The organism is Chordicoccus furentiruminis, from assembly GCF_019355395.1.
GTDB lineage: Bacteria > Bacillota > Clostridia > Lachnospirales > Lachnospiraceae > Chordicoccus > Chordicoccus furentiruminis.
Genome location: NZ_CP048829.1, coordinates 807865 through 825951 on the forward strand (window position 1 = coordinate 807865; position 18087 = coordinate 825951).

Annotated in this window: 15 protein-coding genes; 1 reads left to right on the plus strand and 14 read right to left on the minus strand. The window is 59.5% G+C overall.

The features are described 5' to 3' along the window. Positions 1-115: 115 nt before the first annotated feature. Complete coding sequence (locus G4C92_RS03780) at positions 116-988, plus strand: phosphoribosylaminoimidazolesuccinocarboxamide synthase (protein WP_274941266.1); 873 nt, start codon at positions 116-118, stop codon at positions 986-988. A 229-nt stretch (positions 989-1217) separates the two neighbouring features. On the opposite strand, the gene G4C92_RS03785 is transcribed toward G4C92_RS03780, so the two are convergent. From G4C92_RS03785 to G4C92_RS03850, 14 genes are all read right to left on the minus strand, one after another. Continuing rightward, positions 1218-1913, minus strand: a complete 696-nt coding sequence (locus G4C92_RS03785; protein WP_274941267.1) for a hypothetical protein — start codon at positions 1911-1913, stop codon at positions 1218-1220. Between the two features lie 48 nt (positions 1914-1961). Next, the gene (locus G4C92_RS03790; protein ID WP_274941268.1) at positions 1962-3368 is read right to left on the minus strand and encodes an NAD(P)/FAD-dependent oxidoreductase; all 1407 of its coding nucleotides are present in this window, start codon (positions 3366-3368) and stop codon (positions 1962-1964) included. A 39-nt stretch (positions 3369-3407) separates the two neighbouring features. Beyond that, on the minus strand, positions 3408-3671 hold the full coding sequence (locus G4C92_RS03795; protein ID WP_274941269.1) for a glyoxalase: 264 nt from the start codon (positions 3669-3671) through the stop codon (positions 3408-3410). Positions 3672-3677: 6 nt separating this feature from the next. Beyond that, entirely contained in the window at positions 3678-4361 is a 684-nt protein-coding gene (locus G4C92_RS03800; RefSeq protein WP_274941270.1) for an HAD family hydrolase, read from the minus strand. A 51-nt stretch (positions 4362-4412) separates the two neighbouring features. Continuing rightward, positions 4413-6083 (minus strand): glutamine--tRNA ligase/YqeY domain fusion protein, encoded by a 1671-nt coding sequence (locus tag G4C92_RS03805; RefSeq protein WP_274941271.1) that lies wholly within the window; start codon positions 6081-6083, stop codon positions 4413-4415. A gap of 192 nt (positions 6084-6275) precedes the next feature. Then, entirely contained in the window at positions 6276-7022 is a 747-nt protein-coding gene (locus G4C92_RS03810) for a YesL family protein (RefSeq protein ID WP_274941272.1), read from the minus strand. Then, positions 7015-7731 (minus strand): hypothetical protein, encoded by a 717-nt coding sequence (locus G4C92_RS03815; protein ID WP_274941273.1) that lies wholly within the window; start codon positions 7729-7731, stop codon positions 7015-7017. Before G4C92_RS03815 ends, G4C92_RS03810 begins: the two co-directional genes overlap by 8 nt. A gap of 212 nt (positions 7732-7943) precedes the next feature. Next, positions 7944-8786 (minus strand): carbohydrate ABC transporter permease, encoded by an 843-nt coding sequence (locus tag G4C92_RS03820; protein ID WP_274941274.1) that lies wholly within the window; start codon positions 8784-8786, stop codon positions 7944-7946. 16 nt (positions 8787-8802) lie between these two features. Beyond that, entirely contained in the window at positions 8803-9690 is an 888-nt protein-coding gene (locus G4C92_RS03825; protein WP_274941275.1) for a carbohydrate ABC transporter permease, read from the minus strand. 140 nt (positions 9691-9830) lie between these two features. Next, complete coding sequence (locus G4C92_RS03830; RefSeq protein WP_274941276.1) at positions 9831-11168, minus strand: ABC transporter substrate-binding protein; 1338 nt, start codon at positions 11166-11168, stop codon at positions 9831-9833. A gap of 358 nt (positions 11169-11526) precedes the next feature. After that, complete coding sequence (locus G4C92_RS03835) at positions 11527-12483, minus strand: AraC family transcriptional regulator (RefSeq protein ID WP_274941277.1); 957 nt, start codon at positions 12481-12483, stop codon at positions 11527-11529. Positions 12484-12567: 84 nt separating this feature from the next. Then, on the minus strand, positions 12568-14799 hold the full coding sequence (locus tag G4C92_RS03840; protein ID WP_274941278.1) for an alpha-galactosidase: 2232 nt from the start codon (positions 14797-14799) through the stop codon (positions 12568-12570). Positions 14800-14925: 126 nt separating this feature from the next. Then, entirely contained in the window at positions 14926-15804 is an 879-nt protein-coding gene (locus G4C92_RS03845) for an AraC family transcriptional regulator (protein ID WP_274941279.1), read from the minus strand. 105 nt (positions 15805-15909) lie between these two features. After that, on the minus strand, positions 15910-18084 hold the full coding sequence (locus tag G4C92_RS03850) for a glycoside hydrolase family 36 protein (RefSeq protein ID WP_274941280.1): 2175 nt from the start codon (positions 18082-18084) through the stop codon (positions 15910-15912). Between the last annotated feature and the right edge of the window lie 3 nt (positions 18085-18087).

The following is an 18087-nucleotide window of genomic DNA, read 5'->3' on the forward strand; positions in this document are numbered from 1 at the left end:
TTTCGTGACAATCTCCGGTTTTCAGCCTGCGCCGTGGAAAGTTCCGTTCCGTTGTGGTATTCTTTCAGTTGTCGACAGTGACACAAAGGCTGCGAAGCGAGGAGAGCAAAACCGCATGAAAACATTCAAGCCGGTCAAAGAAGGCAAGGTACGTGAGATCTACGACATCGGTGACAATCTGGTCATGGTGGCGACCGACCGCATATCGGCGTTCGACGTCATCCTTAAGAATCAGGTCCGCCGGAAAGGCGCCGTCCTGACCCAGATGTCGAAATTCTGGTTTGATTACACGAAGGCGATCATCCCCAACCACATGATCAGTGTGGATACGGCCGATATGCCGGAGTTCTTCCGGTCCCCTCAATTTGAAGGCAGGAGCATGCTGGTGAAGAAGCTCACGATGCTCCCGATCGAGTGCATCGTCCGCGGCTATATAACGGGCAGCGGCTGGAAAAGCTATCAGAAAAACGGAACCGTCTGCGGCATCTGTCTGCCGGAGGGCCTGCGCGAGTGCGACCGTCTGCCGGAGCCGATCTACACGCCCAGCACCAAGGCGGAGATCGGAGACCACGACGAGAACATCGATTTCGAGCGCAGCGTGGAGGTGCTCGAGAAGCAGTTTCCGGGTCACGGCGCCGACTATGCCGCGACGCTCCGTGATAAAACCATCGAGCTGTACCGCACCTGCGCCGACTACGCCCGCAGCCGCGGTATCATTATCGCGGACACCAAATTCGAATTCGGTCTCGATGAGGACGGCCGCGTCGTGCTCGGCGACGAGATGCTGACGCCGGATTCCAGCCGTTTCTGGCCGGTGGAAGGCTACGAGCCGGGCCACAGCCAGCCTTCGTTCGACAAGCAGTTCGTCCGCGACTGGCTCACCGCCCATCCGGACAGCGATTACCGCCTGCCGGATGACGTCATCGAAAAAACCATCGGCAAATATCAGGAAGCACTGACGATGCTGACCGGAAGGGCGCTTTCGTAAGCGCCGCACCGCGGAACGGGCGGATGCCGGCGCGGACCGGAACCGGCCGTTCCGGTCCGCATGACGGATCTGCGCCGGCGATCGGCGTAACGGTGCCTTCGGCGCTCACGCGCCCGCCGGAGGATACAGGCGGATCACCGCATGATACAGGAACGCGTGAGGCCCGGGAGCAGTGCTCCCGGGCCTCACGCTTTCGTTTATTGATTCCGCCAGATAAAAATCCGGCTTCTCACTGAGCCGCCTGCGAGGATGCCGTCGGCTGGGACGCCGGAGCCTCCGCCGCCTTCCGGTAGCTCTGCTCCGCCTCGAGCGTGCTCGTCTGTGCCCCGGAGGATGCCGACGTATAGGCGACATACAGCAGATGATCGTCCGAGATCTCGAATTTTCCGGACTTCATATCCGTAAACGGGTAATTCGTGATGGAATACTTGCCGCCGTCCGAGGTCGCCACGCGGACATTCCACTTTGTCCCGTTGGCATACGCCGAAGTATCGAGATACAGCATTCTGGTCTCGCCCGCCTTCCATGTGTCGGCGAGCATATTGCCTCCCCAGTCCGGCTGATTCCAGTCCTTGACATTGAACTCAGTGATATCCTCACCCGTTCCGTTTGTCAGTTCAATCGTGATGACGCTTTCGCCCTGAGCCTGGGTGCCGATGATCTTCGGCGCCTCGGTCGGCGTCGGCGTCGGAGTCGGGGTTGCCGTCGGAGTCGGAGTCGCCGTCGGGGTCGGCTCCGCAACGGAACTCGCCGCCTCCGGGACATCGGCTGACGCAGTCCCGGTCCTGACCGATACCGTCGCCTTCGCGTCATCCGTCGAGACGGAATCCGCGGTCGCGTACTTCTTGACTGCGCTGCAGCCGGTCATCGCGCCGGCCAGCAGGCCGGCCAGCGTCACGCATATCACCATCTTTCTGATTTTCATCGTCTCTGCCTCCTTCGTATGAATCCGCGCAGGATCATCTCCCGGCAATCAGTGTCCCGAGAGAATGGACTTCGCCACAGACAGCCCGTTGGCCGACGCCTGCTGCAGTCCTCTTGTGATCCCCGCGCCGTCGCCCACCGCGCGCAGCGCGCCGATGGAGGTGCGGAAATGCTCATCCACCACCACACGGTTGGAATAGAACTTCTCCTCCACACCATACAGCAGTGTCTCATCGCTGGCAATACCCGGCGCGACTTTGTCAAGCGCCTGGATCATCTCGTCAAGGTCCACCATGATGCGGTGCGGCAGCACAAGAGAGAGATCCCCCGGAACCGCGTCCTTCAGTGTCGGGATCAGATTGTTCCGGCACATCCGCTCGTCCGTCGTCCTCCGTCCGCGCTTGAAATCGCCGTATGTCTGCACCATGATCCGCCCGCCGGCCAGCATATTCGACAGCCTTGCAATCGATTTCGCGTACTCGATCGGCGTGTGGAAAGGCTTCGTGAAGTTCTTTGACACGAGCAGCGCGAAATTGGTGTTTGTCGTCTTCATATCAGCGGACTTGTAGGCATGGCCGTTGACCACAGCCAGATTGTCGTCATAGTACTCGGTCGCCACCTCACCCGAGGGATTGGTGCAGAAGGTCCGCACCTTGTCGTCAAAAGTCGGGGTGTAGTAAATCAGCTTCGCCTCATACATGTTCCGGTTGAGCTCCTCGCAGACCTCATCCCTCACCTCGACGCGGACGCCGATATCCACCGTGCCGACACGGGTCTTCACGCCGTGCGCCTCGCAGATGTGGGCGAACCAGTCCGCCCCCTCGCGTCCCACAGCCGAAATCACGTTATCTGCCGTGTAGCGGCCGCCCTTGTCGGTGAGCACCTCCTTCACCACATTGTCCTCGATCACGATGTCGGACACCATGGTATTGAACTCCATCTCCACGCCGTTCTCCCTGAGGTCGTCCTCCAGACGGCTGTAGATCTTGTAGCCCTCCTCCGTGCCGAGATGGCGGATCGGGCATTCCACCAGCTTCAGATTCGCGTTTATCGCCCGGCGGCGGATCTCGCGGATCTCCTTCTCCTTTCCGACTCCGTAGACATTGGTGTCCGCGCCGAAGCGGAGATAGATCCGGTCCGATTCCTCAATCAGCTCCTTCGCCCTGTCATAGCCTAAAATGCTGGGCAGATTGCCTCCCACGTCCGGCGAGAGCGACAGTTTTCCGTCTGAAAATGCACCCGCCCCCGCGAAGCCCGTGGTGATCGAGCACGGCTTGCAGCCCACGCAAACGTTGGTTTTCCGCTTCGGGCAGACTCTTTTTTCAATCGAGCGGCCCTTCTCAATGATCAGGATCTTCATGTCCGGCCGCTGATGAATCAGCTCGTACGCGCAGAAGATCCCCGAAGGCCCCGCGCCGATAATCAGTACATCATAATGCTTTGCAGCTGCTTCCATTGATACTCCTTTTTTCTGTCAATCCCCGTGGATGCGCCGTTACCCCTCGACAATCAGATAGGTTCCGTCCGGAAGAGGGAATACCTCGGCCTGCTCTTCCAGCTCCCCGTCGTCGAGATCGGAGACATCCATCCCCGATTCGTCGAGAATCCGGCGGACCTCGTCAAGCGAACCGGCCGTCTGGGCAAGGCAGTCCTCGAGAAAGGCTTCCGCCTCCTCCCGGGTCCCGGCCACCGGCTCGTCGAACAGCTGCCCCTGACGGGCCAGAAACGTATCCAGACATTCCTCGCTGTATTCTTCCATTTCCGTTCAGCCTCCGATCTGTTTTCTGCCTTCCAGCCGCCGGATGAGATCCGGGATCTCACGCGGCGCGGCGATCACTTCGTCCGCCCCGTTCTCTTCCAGCTCCTTCCGGTCCCGGTAGCCCCACAGCACGCCCACTGTATACATATGCGCATTTTCCCCCGTCCGCATGTCGGTCCACGTATCGCCGAAATAGACGCATTCCTCCGGCTCTGCGCCGAGCCGGGCGGCTGCCGCCAGCGCGCCCGCCGGATCCGGCTTGATCGGGACCTTGTCGGTCTGCCCCTGCACATGGTCAAAGAGACTGCCGTACACGCCGCTCACGCTTTCCCGGGCGGCGTCGTCCGGCTTGTTGGAGAAGACGGCGATCCCGATGCCTTCCCGCTTCAGCGTCTCCAGTGCTTCGGTCATCCCCTCATAGGGACGCGCGCCGTAGAGCGGCCGTTCCGCCAGATACATCCGGTTGAGCCGGTCACCCGCCTCCACGTTCTCCGGCGTGAAGCCGCCCGCCTTTTTCAGGCAGCGGATCACAAGATTTCTCGAGCCGTCGCCGCAGTAATACCGGTATTCGTCCTCCGGCAGCGGCGCATAGCCGAGAGCGTCCAGCATCCGGTTGCCCGCCAGGGCGATCGCCTTCAGCGTATAGATAATCGTGCCGTCGAGATCAAATATGCATGCCTTTACCCGCATGACCCGTTTCGCTTCCTTTATTCTATGAAATGCATGTGACGCGTCTGTGTCTTATTTCTGAACCGGCAGCCGGAAGCTGCTCTTGAGCGTCACGATCCGGTTGAACACTGGTTCCCCTTCCTTCGAGTCCTTCGCGTCGACGCAGTAGAAGCCGTTCCGCATGAACTGGAAGCTCTCATAGGGCTTCGCTTCCTTCAGCGCCGGCTCAAGACGGGCGCCTTTGACGACGGTGAGCGAATGAGGATTCAGATTCAGCGAACCGTCCTCATTGTAAACGCCCTTGCTCTCGTCGATCAGATTCTCATAGAGACGGACCGTCGCGGCAAAGGACTCCTTCGCCGGGACCCAGTGGATCGTCCCCTTCACCTTCCGGCCGGTGAAGCCGCTGCCGGCCTTCGTCTCCGGATCGTAGGTGCAGTGCACGGCGGTCACATTTCCCTCCGCATCCTTCTCCAGCCCCACGCATTTCACGAAATACGCGTACATCAGACGCACCTCGTTGCCCGGATAGAGCCGCTTGTACTTCGGGACCGGATTCTCCATAAAGTCGTCCCGCTCGATGAAAAGCTCCCGTCCGAAGGGGATCTTCCGTTTCCCGAGAGACGGATTCTCCAGATTGTTGTCCGCATCCAGCAGCTCGGTCTGATCCTCCGGATAATTGTCGATGATCAGCTTCAGCGGGTGAAGCACCGCCATCATCCGGTTCCGTTTCAGCTTCAGATCCTCCCGGATGCAGTATTCCAGCATCGCGTAGTCGCTGGAGGCGTTGGCCTTGGAAATGCCGGAGAGCTCCACAAACATCCGGATCGATTCCGGCGTGAAGCCGCGGCGGCGCAGCGCGGCGATCGTCACCAGTCGCGGATCGTCCCAGCCGTCGACGACGCCCTGCTCCACCAGCCGCTTGATGTAGCGCTTGCCCGTCACAACATTTGTCAGATACATCTTGGCGAATTCGATCTGCCTGGGCGGATGCTCCCAGCCGGTATTCTCCACGACCCAGTTGTACAGCGGCCGGTGATCCTCGAATTCCAGCGTGCAGAGCGAATGCGTGACACCCTCGATCGCGTCCTCGATCGGATGCGCGAAGTCATACATCGGGTAGATGCACCATTTATCCCCTGTATTCTGATGCGTCAGATGCGCGATCCGGTAGAGGATCGGGTCCCGCATATTGATGTTGGGCGAGGCCATATCGATCTTCGCGCGGAGCACCATCGCGCCGTCGGGATACTTTCCCGCCTTCATGTCCCGGAAGAGAGCCAGGCTTTCCTCCGGATCCCGGTCCCGGTCCGGGTCGTCTCGGCCCGGCTCGGTCAGCGTGCCGCGGTACTCGCGGACCTGATCCGCGCTCAGGCTGCTGACATAGGCGAGCCCCTTCCGGATCAGCAGCTCCGCCTTCTCGTACATCGAGTCAAAGTAATCGGACGCGAAGAAGCAGCGATCCCCGAAATCAGCGCCCAGCCACCGGACATCCTTCTTGATGGACTCCACAAATTCGCTCTTCTCCTTCGTGGGGTTCGTGTCGTCGAAACGCAGATTGAAGCGGCCGTGGTACTCCTCCGCGATCCCGGAGTTGAGGATGATGGACTTCGCGTGTCCGATATGAAGATATCCGTTCGGTTCCGGCGGAAAACGCGTACAGACTTTGTCGTACCGTCCCTCCTCCAGATCCCGGTCTATGATGTCCTCGATGAAATTTCTCGATTTCGTCTCCTCAGCCATGCTGCCCCCTCCGTTCATCGCCGGTCTTTCGTTTTCGCACCGGTGTTTTGTCCAATAAAACTGTCGGACCGGCCCGCCCGGGAGCGGCGTCACCGCTGCTCTGCCCGGACTTTTCCGTCACAATGCCCGTCCGCCGTACCATCTTAGCATAATCAGCATGATAAAACCATCGTTCTTTTCGGCGACGACCGGTCAGCGGCAGTCTTCCTCGCCGCCTTCCCTTTCTTCTCGGGCGGCTGCATTGGCCTCCTCCCTCGTCAGGAGATTTCCCTCCCCGTCGACGAACGAGCCTTCCTCGTTGACCTTCGGGAGATACGCCGCAAAATCCTTCACCAGCAGCGCGCTCACCACGTACGCTGTCAGTCCGTAGCCGATCACGACCCACAGAAAGCCTGTCAGAGGCAGATACATACGGTTCCGGTAGGTGAGATACAGCGGAATGACATCAATCGCGAGGACGAGCAGCATCTTCAGCGGTCGGCGCGAGGCGAAGAACAGCGCGTTCCGCAGAAGATGCGGCACCGTGTCGTCAAAAGCCGCCAGAACCGGGTAGAAATAGGCCGCTACCGCCGCGATAAAGAGCCCGACCAGGATCACCGCCCATCCGAAATATGCATAAGACCCGCCCTGTGCGCGGCAGAACCTGATATCCGCATAAACGAGAAAAGCCAGCGCGAGAAAGACAAGTCCGGTAAAAAATGCCTGACGAAAATTCGCCGCGAACGCCTTCCAGAACGTGCGGAATGCACCGAGTTCCCGATCGCCCCGAATGACTTTGAGCATCACGGTATAAAGCGCAGCAAGGCCCGGCCCGATTGTCACGATCGGGACCGTCGTCACGGCGAACAGAATACTCGATACGATCAGAATGCCGACGCGGATCATAAACTGACCGAACGGGCTGTCATTGCTGAAAAATCCGGCAATCTTTTCACCCATTGCGCCTCTCCTTCCCGAAAATAAAGTCAAGAAATGTCTTGACGGCGTTGATATGCTCCGCTTTCGCGCCTACTCCCAGCACGCAGTCCTCCCCGTACAGATGATACTTCGTGACCAGCAGACTGTCGGATACGTCGATTCCCACCACCACCGGGCGGGTTCCGCTGTCCGGGTCGCGCGGGACACAGGCCACGAGACGGTCTGCGTAGAGATCCGCAAGGCCTTCCGCCTTGCCCGACTGAAGGTCGAGAAGTCGTCCGCTGCTCCCGAGCGCCTGCAGCTGCTTTTTCGGCATCGTGACGGCATCAAGCGTTCCGGCCTCTTCCGTCGCGACAAACGCTTCATAATAGCTGTTCATCGTCCCGGCTGTCGTCGTGGGATCAAAATAGACGCCGTCATTCAGCATCAGGTTCGCCCTGCTCAAGTCATATCCGGCGTACGCCTCAAAATCTTCCCAGAGATCGGAGCCCTTCCCCGTCTCAACCGTCGTGTTGGCGAACGTGACATACAGCCAGTTCTCCTTCACGGCAAAGAACATACGGTAGATAAAAAAGATGAGAAAAGCTGCAAGCGCGGCCGCCCCGACGATCCAGTACCAGTCGTACTCCCAGATATAGGCCGCCTTCTCGCGTGCCGTCATCCCTTTCATCGCTTCCCGTTCTGTCCCGAACCAGCGCCTGCCTCTGCCCTTTCGGTTTTTTTCGTCCAAATCGTGCCTCCCTGTGCCCTGCTTTTTCATGACGGTTCCGATCGTCTGCTTCTTATTTCCGCAAACACAGGATTTGAGGTGACCTGCCCTCTGCCAGACGCACATCCTGTCAGCCCGGAAATCGTCAGAGAGGGCCGGGAAGCATCCGCTTCCCGGCCCTCTCGCCTTTTCCGCTGCCTGCGGGATCGCGCCCGCGCGGATACATCTTCATTTTACAGCTTGCCGCCGGATGTCGCAATTCCTTCGACGAACTGCTTCTGGAAGATGATATAGATCACGATCATCGGGACGACCGCCAGCGTGGCTGCCGCCATCAGGCTCGGATAATCGCTCTGGTACTGCCCCTGCATCTTCGCAAGACCTGCGGAAAGAGTCGTTGTCGCTGCATTGGTGCAGACGATCATCGGCCACATCAGATCCTTGAATGCGAAGACAGCGGTGAAGATTCCGAGAGAGACCATCGAGCTCCGCGTCAGCGGCATCATGATCCTGAGGAAGCGCTGCCCGACATTCGCGCCGTCGATACTGGCCGCTTCCTCCATGTCCATCGGGAGTCCTTCATAACCCGTCTTCAGAAGATAGGTCCCGAATGCGGTCACAAGTCCCGGAAAGACGAGCCCGAACGTCGTGTTCAGCATCCCCATCTTCGAAACCATGACGTACTGCGGAATGATAAAGATCTGAGCCGGAATCATCATCTGTACCAGAACCAGTGCAAATAAAAACTTCCGAAGCGGGAACTTCAGCCGTCCGAATGCATAGCCGGCCATCGTGGCAGTAAGGCACGCGCAGACTACACGGAAGAAAATCATCAGCAGAGTATTCTTGTAGAGGATCAGGAAGTTATAACTCTTCCAGACCTTTGAAAAGTTTTCCCAGTGCCATGCACCCTGCGGAATGATATAGAACGGTTTGACCGAAATCGCTTCCTGGTTCGTCTTGACTGCCGTGAGGATCATCCAGACGAACGGGACCAGCATGATGATCGACATGACGATCAGCACAATATGGATAATTGTCAGATTCAGTCTTTTCTTTGCCTTATAGCTCTCCATCTGCCGTTCCCTCCTTTCAGTTGTGGAAGACAAGCTTCTTCTCGAGCTTCTGCAGGATCGCGGTGATGATCAGGATGAAGATCACGAGAAGAACCACCAGCGTCGCGCCGTATCCCTTATTGCCGTTTGTGAACGCATACTGATAGAAGAGATAGACGATGGACTGAACCTTCGGGAGCGCGACGTTCGTCTTATCCATGACCATGAACATCAGGTCGAAGACGGTCAGCGCGCCGATGATTCGGGTCTGCACGATGAAGAAGGTCGTCGGACTTAAAAGCGGAAGCGTGATGCTGAAGAACTGCCGGACACTGCCGGCGCCGTCGATCTCAGCCGCCTCGTAGTAATCGCCGGGGATCTCCTGCAGACCGCCGATGAAGAGAACCATGTTATAGCCGATGATAGACCAGACGCCGATCACACCGATGGAGATCCAGGCGATCTTCGGATCCGAGATCCACGCGATTTTGGAGTGGAAGACATGGTTCAGAAGGCCGAACTGCGTATTGTAAAGCCATCTCCAGACCATTGCCACCGCTGCCGGTGCACAGACCATCGGCAGGAAGAAGATCGTGCGGTACGCAGAACGTCCCGCAATCTTCTTATTCAGAAGCACCGCAAGCAGAAGTGCGATCACGATGCCGAACGGGACCTCGATGACCGCATACTTGATCGTGTTCAAGAATGCCTGCCATGTCTCCGGATTATGCATGGCATTCTGATAGTTGGTGAGACCGATGAAAATGTTGCCTTTCCCGAAATCTCCCGTCTTGCAGAAAGACTGGTAAATCGTCTGGAAGAACGGGAAGAAGTTCAGCACGATGAGACCGATCATGGTCGGAGCCACAAAAGCAAGTCCCCATCGCGCCTCGCTCTTCTCTCTGGGCGTTCTGTGTTTCTTCATGAAACGTTCCCCCTCTCTTTTTCCGTGACACGAAATCACCGGACAGAAAGCCGGTTCATTCCCCTGTCATAAATAAGAAGAAGGGTGCGGCGCCCCTCAGGCACCGCACCCCGGGCAGACCTTGAAAGTGACTTTTGAGATCACTCCTGCGCGATTGCATTCTCGATGATGGTCTGGGCCTGGTCGCAGGCACTGGCCATCGTGTCCGCGTTGGACGGATCCTGCCAGGCCGCAAGGAACGCATCCTTCTGGATGGAGTCTTCCCAGACGGTCGTATTGCGGGTGTACGGACGGAAATACAGCGTGCCGTTCTCCTCGACCTTCGTGAACGCGGAGATATCCATGCCGTCGAACGCTTTTGTGAACGCTTCGTTGATCTCCGCGTCATCCATACCGGCCATCGTCACGCCTTCCTGAGCCTGCTCGAGCTGTCCCTGCTTGCCGCAGAACCAGGAGATCAGGCTGTAGGCAGCATCCGGATCAGAGGTATTGGCGGAAGCCGCCCAGCCGAGGCCGTTGTAGCAGGACTGTCTCTCACCGTCGTCGCACTTGCCGTTTCCGTTGGCATCGCCGTACGGAATCTCAGCCCATGCATAATCCTTTGCGTTGTCGGCCGTATAATAGGAATTGATCATCCAGGAGCCCTGTGTGATCATCGCGGTCAGACCCGACTTGAAGAGCTGATCGGTACCGGTCTCGGAGACGGTCGTCTGCGGAGCAGAGACCTCGAGGAGCTTTCTGACCTCTTCCATCGCGGCTTTGCCTTCGTCCGAACCGATCGTCGTGCCCTTGTGATCATCCGTGATGATCTGGGCGCCGTAATCGTAGACGATGTTGTACCAGCCGTCCTGGTTGTTCGATGTGTCCATCGCGTATCCGTAGACGCCGTCATCCTTGCCGGCTTCCGTGATCTTCTTGGCTGCGTCGATCACGTTGTCCCATGACCAGTCGTCCGTCGGATAATCGACGCCGTACTTGTCAAAAACGGCCTTGTTGTAGAGAAGCGCGATCGTGTCGTGGTCCTTCGGGATCGCGTACTGATGGCCGCTGCTCTGATAGAGCTTGACGATGCCGTCGTAGTACTTGGACATATCCATGCTGCTGTCGTTCTTGATGTAATCATCAAGATTGAGAAGCATGTCGTTCTCCATATACATCTGGGCTGTATTGGAGTGCATCCAGAAGACATCCGGCATCTGGCCGCCGGACGCGCCGGATTCCAGCAGGGTCCAGTAGTTGTCCCAGTCGACGACGTCGATCTGAACCTTGACGCCCGACTTCGCCGACCACTCGTCCGCGATCTTCTGAATGCCGGCCAGCTGGTTGTTGTCCCAGATGTTGACCTTCAGCTCATCCGTCTTGAAGGACATCGTCGGTTCCGCGGACGCCCCGGAAGAGCTCGCCGCTGCCGGAACGGCCGCAAGTCCCGCCACCATCACGGCGGAGAGAGTCAGCGCCATCATGTTTCTTGTCTTCATTGCGTATCCTCCTTCTCGCTCAGGGATCACCTGTTGTTTCTGCTAGGTACAAGTATAATGGCAGGGATATGCTTTTTATATGGCATTTTGTCGTATCGATATGGCACACAGTCTTATTTTTTCGTTATTTATCGTTATTGCATAAAATTATCTGACTTTGTTTTGTGCAACATTTATAATGTTTTGTGGACGCCGATTCCATTTCGATGAACCGTCCGCGGATCATGCCTGCCGGACGCTCTCCGTCCCCTCTCCTCCGCGTCATGGATCCGGAGACGCAAAGAAACCCGGACCGTTCCGCCTTGGGCGGTCTGTCCGGGGTCTTCATGCGTCCGGATTCGGACGCATCTAAGCCTGTTCACAGCGGATACCTGTAATTCGGATGGCCCGCCACCGTATGCATCTCCAGCACCGGCTTTCTCGCGCGGAAGGCGGTGGGCGACTTTCCGTAATAGTTCTTGAAGGCTCTGGAGAAGGCGAGGGAATCCGCGTAGCCGACCTCCTCCGCCACCACGTTCACCGGCGACGATGTCGAGTTCAGCAGATTCGCCGCCTTCTCCATCCGGAAGTTCATCAGGTACTGCTGGGGCGACAGTCCGGTTTCCTTCTTGAACACAGACGTCAGATAGCTCCGGCTGATGCCGATGGAATGGGCGATATCCGCCACCTTCACATCGCCCCTCGCGTTGATCAGAAGATCGATGGCCGATTCGACGTAGAGTGATTCCATCCGCCCGTCCTGCGCCTTTTCCTCAGCGGGGACGGATGCATTTTCCGTAAGGAGAGCGAAGATCGCGTACAGCTCACTCATCCGGGTGAGACTGTTGACGTACGTCAGCTCCCTCGCCTCCAGAAGACGGGTCATGTGCCGCCGGATCTCGTCCATGTTGCGGCAGTGCATGACCGGGCTGTCCTCCGCGAAGCCCGCGCGCCGGACCATCTCATCGGCCCGCGGGCCGTGGAAGCCGATCCAGAGGTAGCGCCACGGATCATGCTCATCGGCCTGATAGGTGCATTCCTCCTTCGGCCGGATCAGAAAGGCGTCGCCGTTCCCGATGCTCCAGCTCCGGTCGTTTCGCAGGAGACGTCCTTTTCCCGAGGCGATCATATGGATGACGTAACTCGTGCGGATGTTCGGTCCGAACGCGTAGCCGGGCGGGCACGCCTCCATCCCGCAGTAGTCCAGATTGATCGGATCGATCCTCGTCACCTGCTGGATCTGCTGCAGTCCTTCGAGACAGGTATAATGGTCGGTATGGGTATAACCCACATTCTCCGACATCTTCTCCTTCTGATCCGCGTGCTCCTTTCTCATTCCGCCTCCTTTGCGGCTCCTCATGCCGGCGGACGGACATCCCGCTTTCGGCCGGGTGCTGCCGCCTTCCCTGCGCTTTCTCTCTCAGTCCTTCGCCCGGAGCAGATAGAGCGTCGACCGGAAGTCTCCGGCCGGCCGGATCCGCTCTCCGATCTTCTGCGACGTCTCATCGCTCGTCACGAGCCCGGCGTGCATCAGCTCGTCGCCGTAGAAATCGCCTTCCGCGCCGGCGTCCTCCTTCACATGATAGAGGCGGTCCGGGTCAAGTCCCCGGAGCGGCAGCCGGAGGAATCCTCCGTTTACGGTGCTCAGGATCTGGTAGTACGCCACGATCGCTTCCTTCCGGTCCCCGCTGACCACCATCCAGGCCGCCTCGTTCGACTCAAACGGCGAACGGAGACGATAGAAGGTTCCGTACTGGATCAGCTCGCGGTGCTCTTTCATGAACCGGGTGCAGTCCTTCACCTGATCCTGCTCCTCCGCGGAGAGACGGTTCAGGTCCAGCTCATATCCGTAGGTGCCGAAGTAGGCCACATCGGCACGGGTCTTGAGCGGCGTGATCCGGCGCAGCTGATGATTGGGCACGGCCGACACATGGCTTCCCATCGAGCTCAGCGGGTACGCGTACGAGGTGCCGTACTGGATCCGGATCCGCTCGACGGCGTCCGTGTCGTCGCTGGTCCAGCCCTGCGGCGCGTAATAAAGCAGACCGGCGTCGAACCGTCCGCCCCCGCCCGCGCAGGACTCGAAGAGGATCTCCGGAAATTCCGAGGTCAGCCGCTCATAAAGATCGTACACGCCGAGGATGTAACGGTGGAAGACTTCGCCCTCCCGGTCCGCCGGCAGCGCGGCCGAATAGCATTCCGTGATGCTGCGGTTCATATCCCACTTCACGTAGGAGATGTCGGCCTCCCGGAGGATCGCCGAGATGAGTCCGTGCACGTAGTCCACCACCTCCGGCCGCGAGAAGTCCAGCACAAGCTGATGTCTCGAGGTGGTCGGCTTCCGCCCGGGCGCGTGCAGCGTCCAGTCCGGGTGCGCCCGGTAAAGGTCGGAGTCCGGGTTCACCATCTCCGGCTCGAACCACAGTCCGAAGGAAAGCCCCATCGCGGTGATTTTCTTCGAGAGGCCCGCGATGCCGGAGGGCAGCAGCTCTTCAGCGGGAACCCAGTCGCCAAGTCCCGCCCGGTCGTTCCGCCGCGCGCCGAACCATCCGTCATCCAGCACGAACAGCTCGACGCCTTCCTCCTTCGCCTTCTCCGCGATCGTAAGGAGCTTCGGTTCATCGAAATCGAAATAAGTGGCCTCCCAGTTGTTGATGAGGATCGGACGGACCCGGTTCTTCCAGGCGCCCCGCGCGAGACGGTCGCGGAACAGGCGGTGGAAGGTCTGGCTCATCGCGTTGAGTCCCTGATCCGTATAGACGATCACCGCCTCCGGTGTCTGGAAGGATTCGCCCGGTTCCAGCTTCCAGCTGAACCACGCGGGATGGATTCCCATCGTCACACGGGTCACGCCATAGGTGTCCGCCTGAATCTGGGCGAGGAAATTGCCGCTGTAGACGAGGCAGAAGCCCATCGCCTCGCCGCCGTCCTCTCCCGTCTCCGGACGGACCAGCATGAGAAACGGATTGTACTGGTGCGAGGAGTGGCCGCGGAGGCTCTCCACCGCCTGAATACCCGAGTGCAGAGGCTGCCTCAGCGGCGTTCTCTCTCTCGCCCATGAGCCGGCAAGCTGGATCCAGTCGTAGGAGGCGTCCGGAAGATCAAGCGAAAGGCTCATCGCCCGCTCGATGTGAACCGGCTCCTTTCCGCGGTTTTCAAGCCGGGCCGAACGGGCGATCACCCCCGCTCCCTCGAAGATCGTGTAGAACAGCGTGACCTCCATCCCGTCCTTTTCGTCCCGGAGCGTAACCGCGAGCGTTTCCGCCTCCTCGTCATGCTCCGTATAGGTCGCCGGGAGCCCCGGAAGACGCGGCTTTCCGTGCTCCGTCCGGCAGCCGGCGTACCGGAGATCCGAGATACGGCTTCCGTCGGACTGGAGAATCTCCACCGCCCCTTCCCTGAAATCCGAGTTCCCGTAGGACGGATATTCCTGCTTCACGTGCTCAAGCGAGACGAATCCCTCGTCCTCGAACACGGCCGAGTGGGAACGGGCGCAGATCTCCAGCAGGTAGTCGAAATCCTCCCTGTCGTGGATCGGCGCGCCGAAGTACAGCTGGCCCAGATGGCCGTTGGGCAGCACCTTCATCACATAGCTCAGCTCATCGTTGTGAAGATGAAACGTACCGGATTTCTCATGAACATCGATTCTCATCCCGCTTCCTCCTGTTTTCGCTGACGGGTCCGTACCGGAGACGGAACGCTTTCTGTCCTGTCTCCCGCTTTTTTATCCATTGTACGGTTTCCCGCCCGCGCCGGGGAGGGCCGCCTGTTGTCAGAATCAGTCAGAATGTTGTCCAGCCTCCCCGCGCGCACGCTTCCTCCAGGCTGTCGGAGTCATCATGAACCTCTTCTTGAACGCCTTCGAAAAGACCAGCGGATCCTGATAGCCGGAGGACATCGCGATCGCCTCCACCATGAGATCCGTCGTCTCAAGAAGCTGCTCCGCCCGCGTCAGCCGGAACTCCGTGAGACAGGCCTGCGGCGTCATGCCCAGTTCCCGCATGAAGAGGGTGTAGAGATAGCTCCGGTTGACCGACACATACGCCGCGATATCCGAGACGCGGAGCGGCAGATAGTAATGGCTCTGGATGTATTCGACAGCCGCCCGGACATACGCGTTCCTCCCCTGCCGCTGGGCGGGCGCCGCCTGCTCGATGTCGTCGAACAGGACCGCGAAGAAGCGGTAGAGCAGGCTCTGGTCGTAGTATTCGTCCGCCTGCGTCCAGCTCCTGTGGTCAGCCATCTCGAGCACGATTGACCGGAGCTCCTCTCCCCGTCCCGTGTGAAAGGTGCATCTTCCCCCTCCCAGCCCGAGGCCGCGGATCAGACCGGGCGCGTTCTCTCCGTTGAACCCGATCCAGATGTACGACCACGGCTCCTTCGCATCCGCCTGATAAAACGTGAGCGTCTGGGGCTCGATGAGAAAGCCGTCCCCGGCCGCAAGACGCCAGCTCTCGTCCCCGGCCCGGTAGACGCCGCGGCCGGTGAGGACCACATGGATCAGGTAGTCGGGGCGCACGCCGGGGCCCCACCCGTGCAGCGGACTGCAGACCTCGGAACCGCAGAACCGCACCTCAAGATCCCGGAACCGCTTCCGGTTCGCTCTGTGAAAAACCGCATCCCGGTTCATCGATGCTTCCATATGTCTCTCTCCCATCCGCTGCCTTCCTGAAACAAGGGCAGAGGCCGCTCCGGTGTCCCGGAGCGGCCTCTGCCCTTAAAACGCCTGCCGCCGATTCGTCCGGCTGATCAGACTATCGTATCACGTCCCGCTCTCAATCTCAAATACCCGCGCCATCACCGGCTCCGTGAAGCGTACGGTCAGCTTCTGGCTGCTCTCCGCAAAGTGCAGCTCCGCGTGCCCGGAGAGCGCCTCCGACGGATAGGCAATCCGCACCGCCTTCACCCGGCGTCCGCTCCCGCGGAAGGTCCGCGCAAGATCCAGCATAAGATAGTCGCTGCCTGCTCCGCTGTCCGGCGTTCCGCGCCGCCAGACGGCGAGATAAGCCTTCGTATCCGTATGGATCACCAGCGCGGCCCAGGGATCTGATGTCTTCGCCGTACCGAGCGGCCAGAAGGGAACCGACCTGCGGATGTCGGCGCGGATGGATTTGTAGAAGGAGATTCCTTCCTTTACCAGCGCGAACCGCTCCGGCGTCAGCTCGGCCAGATGACCGCTCTGATGGATCCGCGAGAGCATGGCGTTGACCATATTGAAGACCGCTTCCTCGCTCTCGCCATCCCGGAGCGGATAGGACCAGACGGCCGCCTGCTCGCTCGTGCAGCCGGACGGCACATTGGCCGCTATAGTCGAATACTGGATGAAGTCCTCCTGATCGCTGGTAGACTGGATGCTGTACCGTGACAGCATCGCGTAATCCATCCGGAGACCGCCGCTGGAGCAGTTTTCGATCACCAGATCGGGATATTTGCGGAAGATGCCGTCCAGCCAGGCAAGGTAAGCCCTCTCATGCTGCAGCAGGCCGTCCCCGAAGCTGTCCGCCTTCACCTCGGTGCCGATCCCCGGTTCGATGTTGTAATCCATCTTGATGTAGCCCACACCGTAGTCGCGGACCACCCGGTCCACCACCTCCGTCACATGCTTCACGACCTCCGGGTTCCGGAAATCGAGCTGGTAGCGGCTGCGGTCGTACACCCGCTTCCCGTGCCGGAGGAAGAACCAGTCGTCCGGCACGCGGCTGGCAAGATCGCAGTGAATTCCCATCACCTCAAGCTCCAGCCAGACGCCCGGCACCATGCCGTGAGCGCGGATCGCGTCCGTCACCTCGCGGATTCCGCCCGGAAAGCGTTTCCGGCTCTCCTTCCATTCTCCGACTCCGTCCCACCAGGCTCCGTCCGCGTACCAGCCGGCGTCGATCACAAAGTACTCGCAGCCCGCCTTCGCGGCCGCCTCGATCAGCGGGATCTCCTTCTCCGTCGTCGGATCGCCGAACAGGCAGTTCATATAGTCATTGAAGATCACCGGCAGCTCCTCGTCGTCCCGGTTCGGACGGCGAATCCGGCGGCGGTAGCGTGTCAGTTCATCCATCGCCTCCGAAAAATCCGCCCCGGATACGCCGACCGCCGCCGGCACTGATGTGAAGGAATCCCCCGGCCCAAGCCGCTTCGAGAAATGGGACTGGATCTCGGTGGGCCCGCTGACATTCAGGAAAAAGTGGTTCAGCTGCATGCCGATCTCCCAGTGCCAGGAGCCGTTGTGCTCGATCTCGAAGAACAGAGACGTGTCCGCCTCGCGGTTTTCAATCAGCGCCATCGGGAGATATTCCTTCGCGGACCAGTGTCCCGTGTTGGACACCTCCACCATCTTGCTCGTCCTCTTCACGACGTGCGGCTGGTTCTGCGAAAGCCCCAGCTCCTCAAACGTGTATGTCTGCCACTGCGCTTCCTTCTGCCATCCGTTGTGAGGGATCGAAAGACGCATCTTCCGGTCGGCGCTGCCGATGCCCTCCCGGTCAAGCCCCAGGTAGGAGAAGGTTCCGAGATACTCCAGCGTCTGCTCCTCCCCGCCGGCGTTGGTCACGGTGTTGACGAAGCGGGCGACGGACAGACCGTCGTAGAACTGCACCTGCGTCTCGACCCGGATGCCGGTCACCGGATCGGACTGGCGGATCGCGAGACGGCGGCCGTCGCCGTTCCGGCTCTCCGTCAGACCGTCGAACCGCATGTCCGCGCCGGGCGCCGTCGCGATATACATACTTCCCTGTCTCTCATAGGGGCGGTTGAGGCCGGCCAGATTGATCTGGGCGAACTGACAGCCCTCGATCAGGGACTCACGGTCGTTCTCGCGCTCAAAGCGTTCCCGCGCCGCCTCGTCCCAGGGATTCGGTGATACATGAACCAGACGGATCCGGTCGTCCTCCGTGACGCCGAAGACCATGTGAAGCCGTCCTTCTTCGTAAGCGTAATACTGTTTCATCAT

Coding starts and splice junctions, on each gene's coding strand:
- G4C92_RS03780 (WP_274941266.1), top strand. CDS start 116: ATGAAAACATTCAAGCCGGTCAAAGAAGGCAAGGTACGTGAGATCTAC.
- G4C92_RS03785 (WP_274941267.1), bottom strand. CDS start 1,913: ATGAAAATCAGAAAGATGGTGATATGCGTGACGCTGGCCGGCCTGCTG.
- G4C92_RS03790 (WP_274941268.1), bottom strand. CDS start 3,368: ATGGAAGCAGCTGCAAAGCATTATGATGTACTGATTATCGGCGCGGGG.
- G4C92_RS03795 (WP_274941269.1), bottom strand. CDS start 3,671: ATGGAAGAATACAGCGAGGAATGTCTGGATACGTTTCTGGCCCGTCAG.
- G4C92_RS03800 (WP_274941270.1), bottom strand. CDS start 4,361: ATGCGGGTAAAGGCATGCATATTTGATCTCGACGGCACGATTATCTAT.
- G4C92_RS03805 (WP_274941271.1), bottom strand. CDS start 6,083: ATGGCTGAGGAGACGAAATCGAGAAATTTCATCGAGGACATCATAGAC.
- G4C92_RS03810 (WP_274941272.1), bottom strand. CDS start 7,022: ATGGGTGAAAAGATTGCCGGATTTTTCAGCAATGACAGCCCGTTCGGT.
- G4C92_RS03820 (WP_274941274.1), bottom strand. CDS start 8,786: ATGGAGAGCTATAAGGCAAAGAAAAGACTGAATCTGACAATTATCCAT.
- G4C92_RS03825 (WP_274941275.1), bottom strand. CDS start 9,690: ATGAAGAAACACAGAACGCCCAGAGAGAAGAGCGAGGCGCGATGGGGA.
- G4C92_RS03830 (WP_274941276.1), bottom strand. CDS start 11,168: ATGAAGACAAGAAACATGATGGCGCTGACTCTCTCCGCCGTGATGGTG.
- G4C92_RS03835 (WP_274941277.1), bottom strand. CDS start 12,483: ATGAGAAAGGAGCACGCGGATCAGAAGGAGAAGATGTCGGAGAATGTG.
- G4C92_RS03840 (WP_274941278.1), bottom strand. CDS start 14,799: ATGAGAATCGATGTTCATGAGAAATCCGGTACGTTTCATCTTCACAAC.
- G4C92_RS03845 (WP_274941279.1), bottom strand. CDS start 15,804: ATGGGAGAGAGACATATGGAAGCATCGATGAACCGGGATGCGGTTTTT.
- G4C92_RS03850 (WP_274941280.1), bottom strand. CDS start 18,084: ATGAAACAGTATTACGCTTACGAAGAAGGACGGCTTCACATGGTCTTC.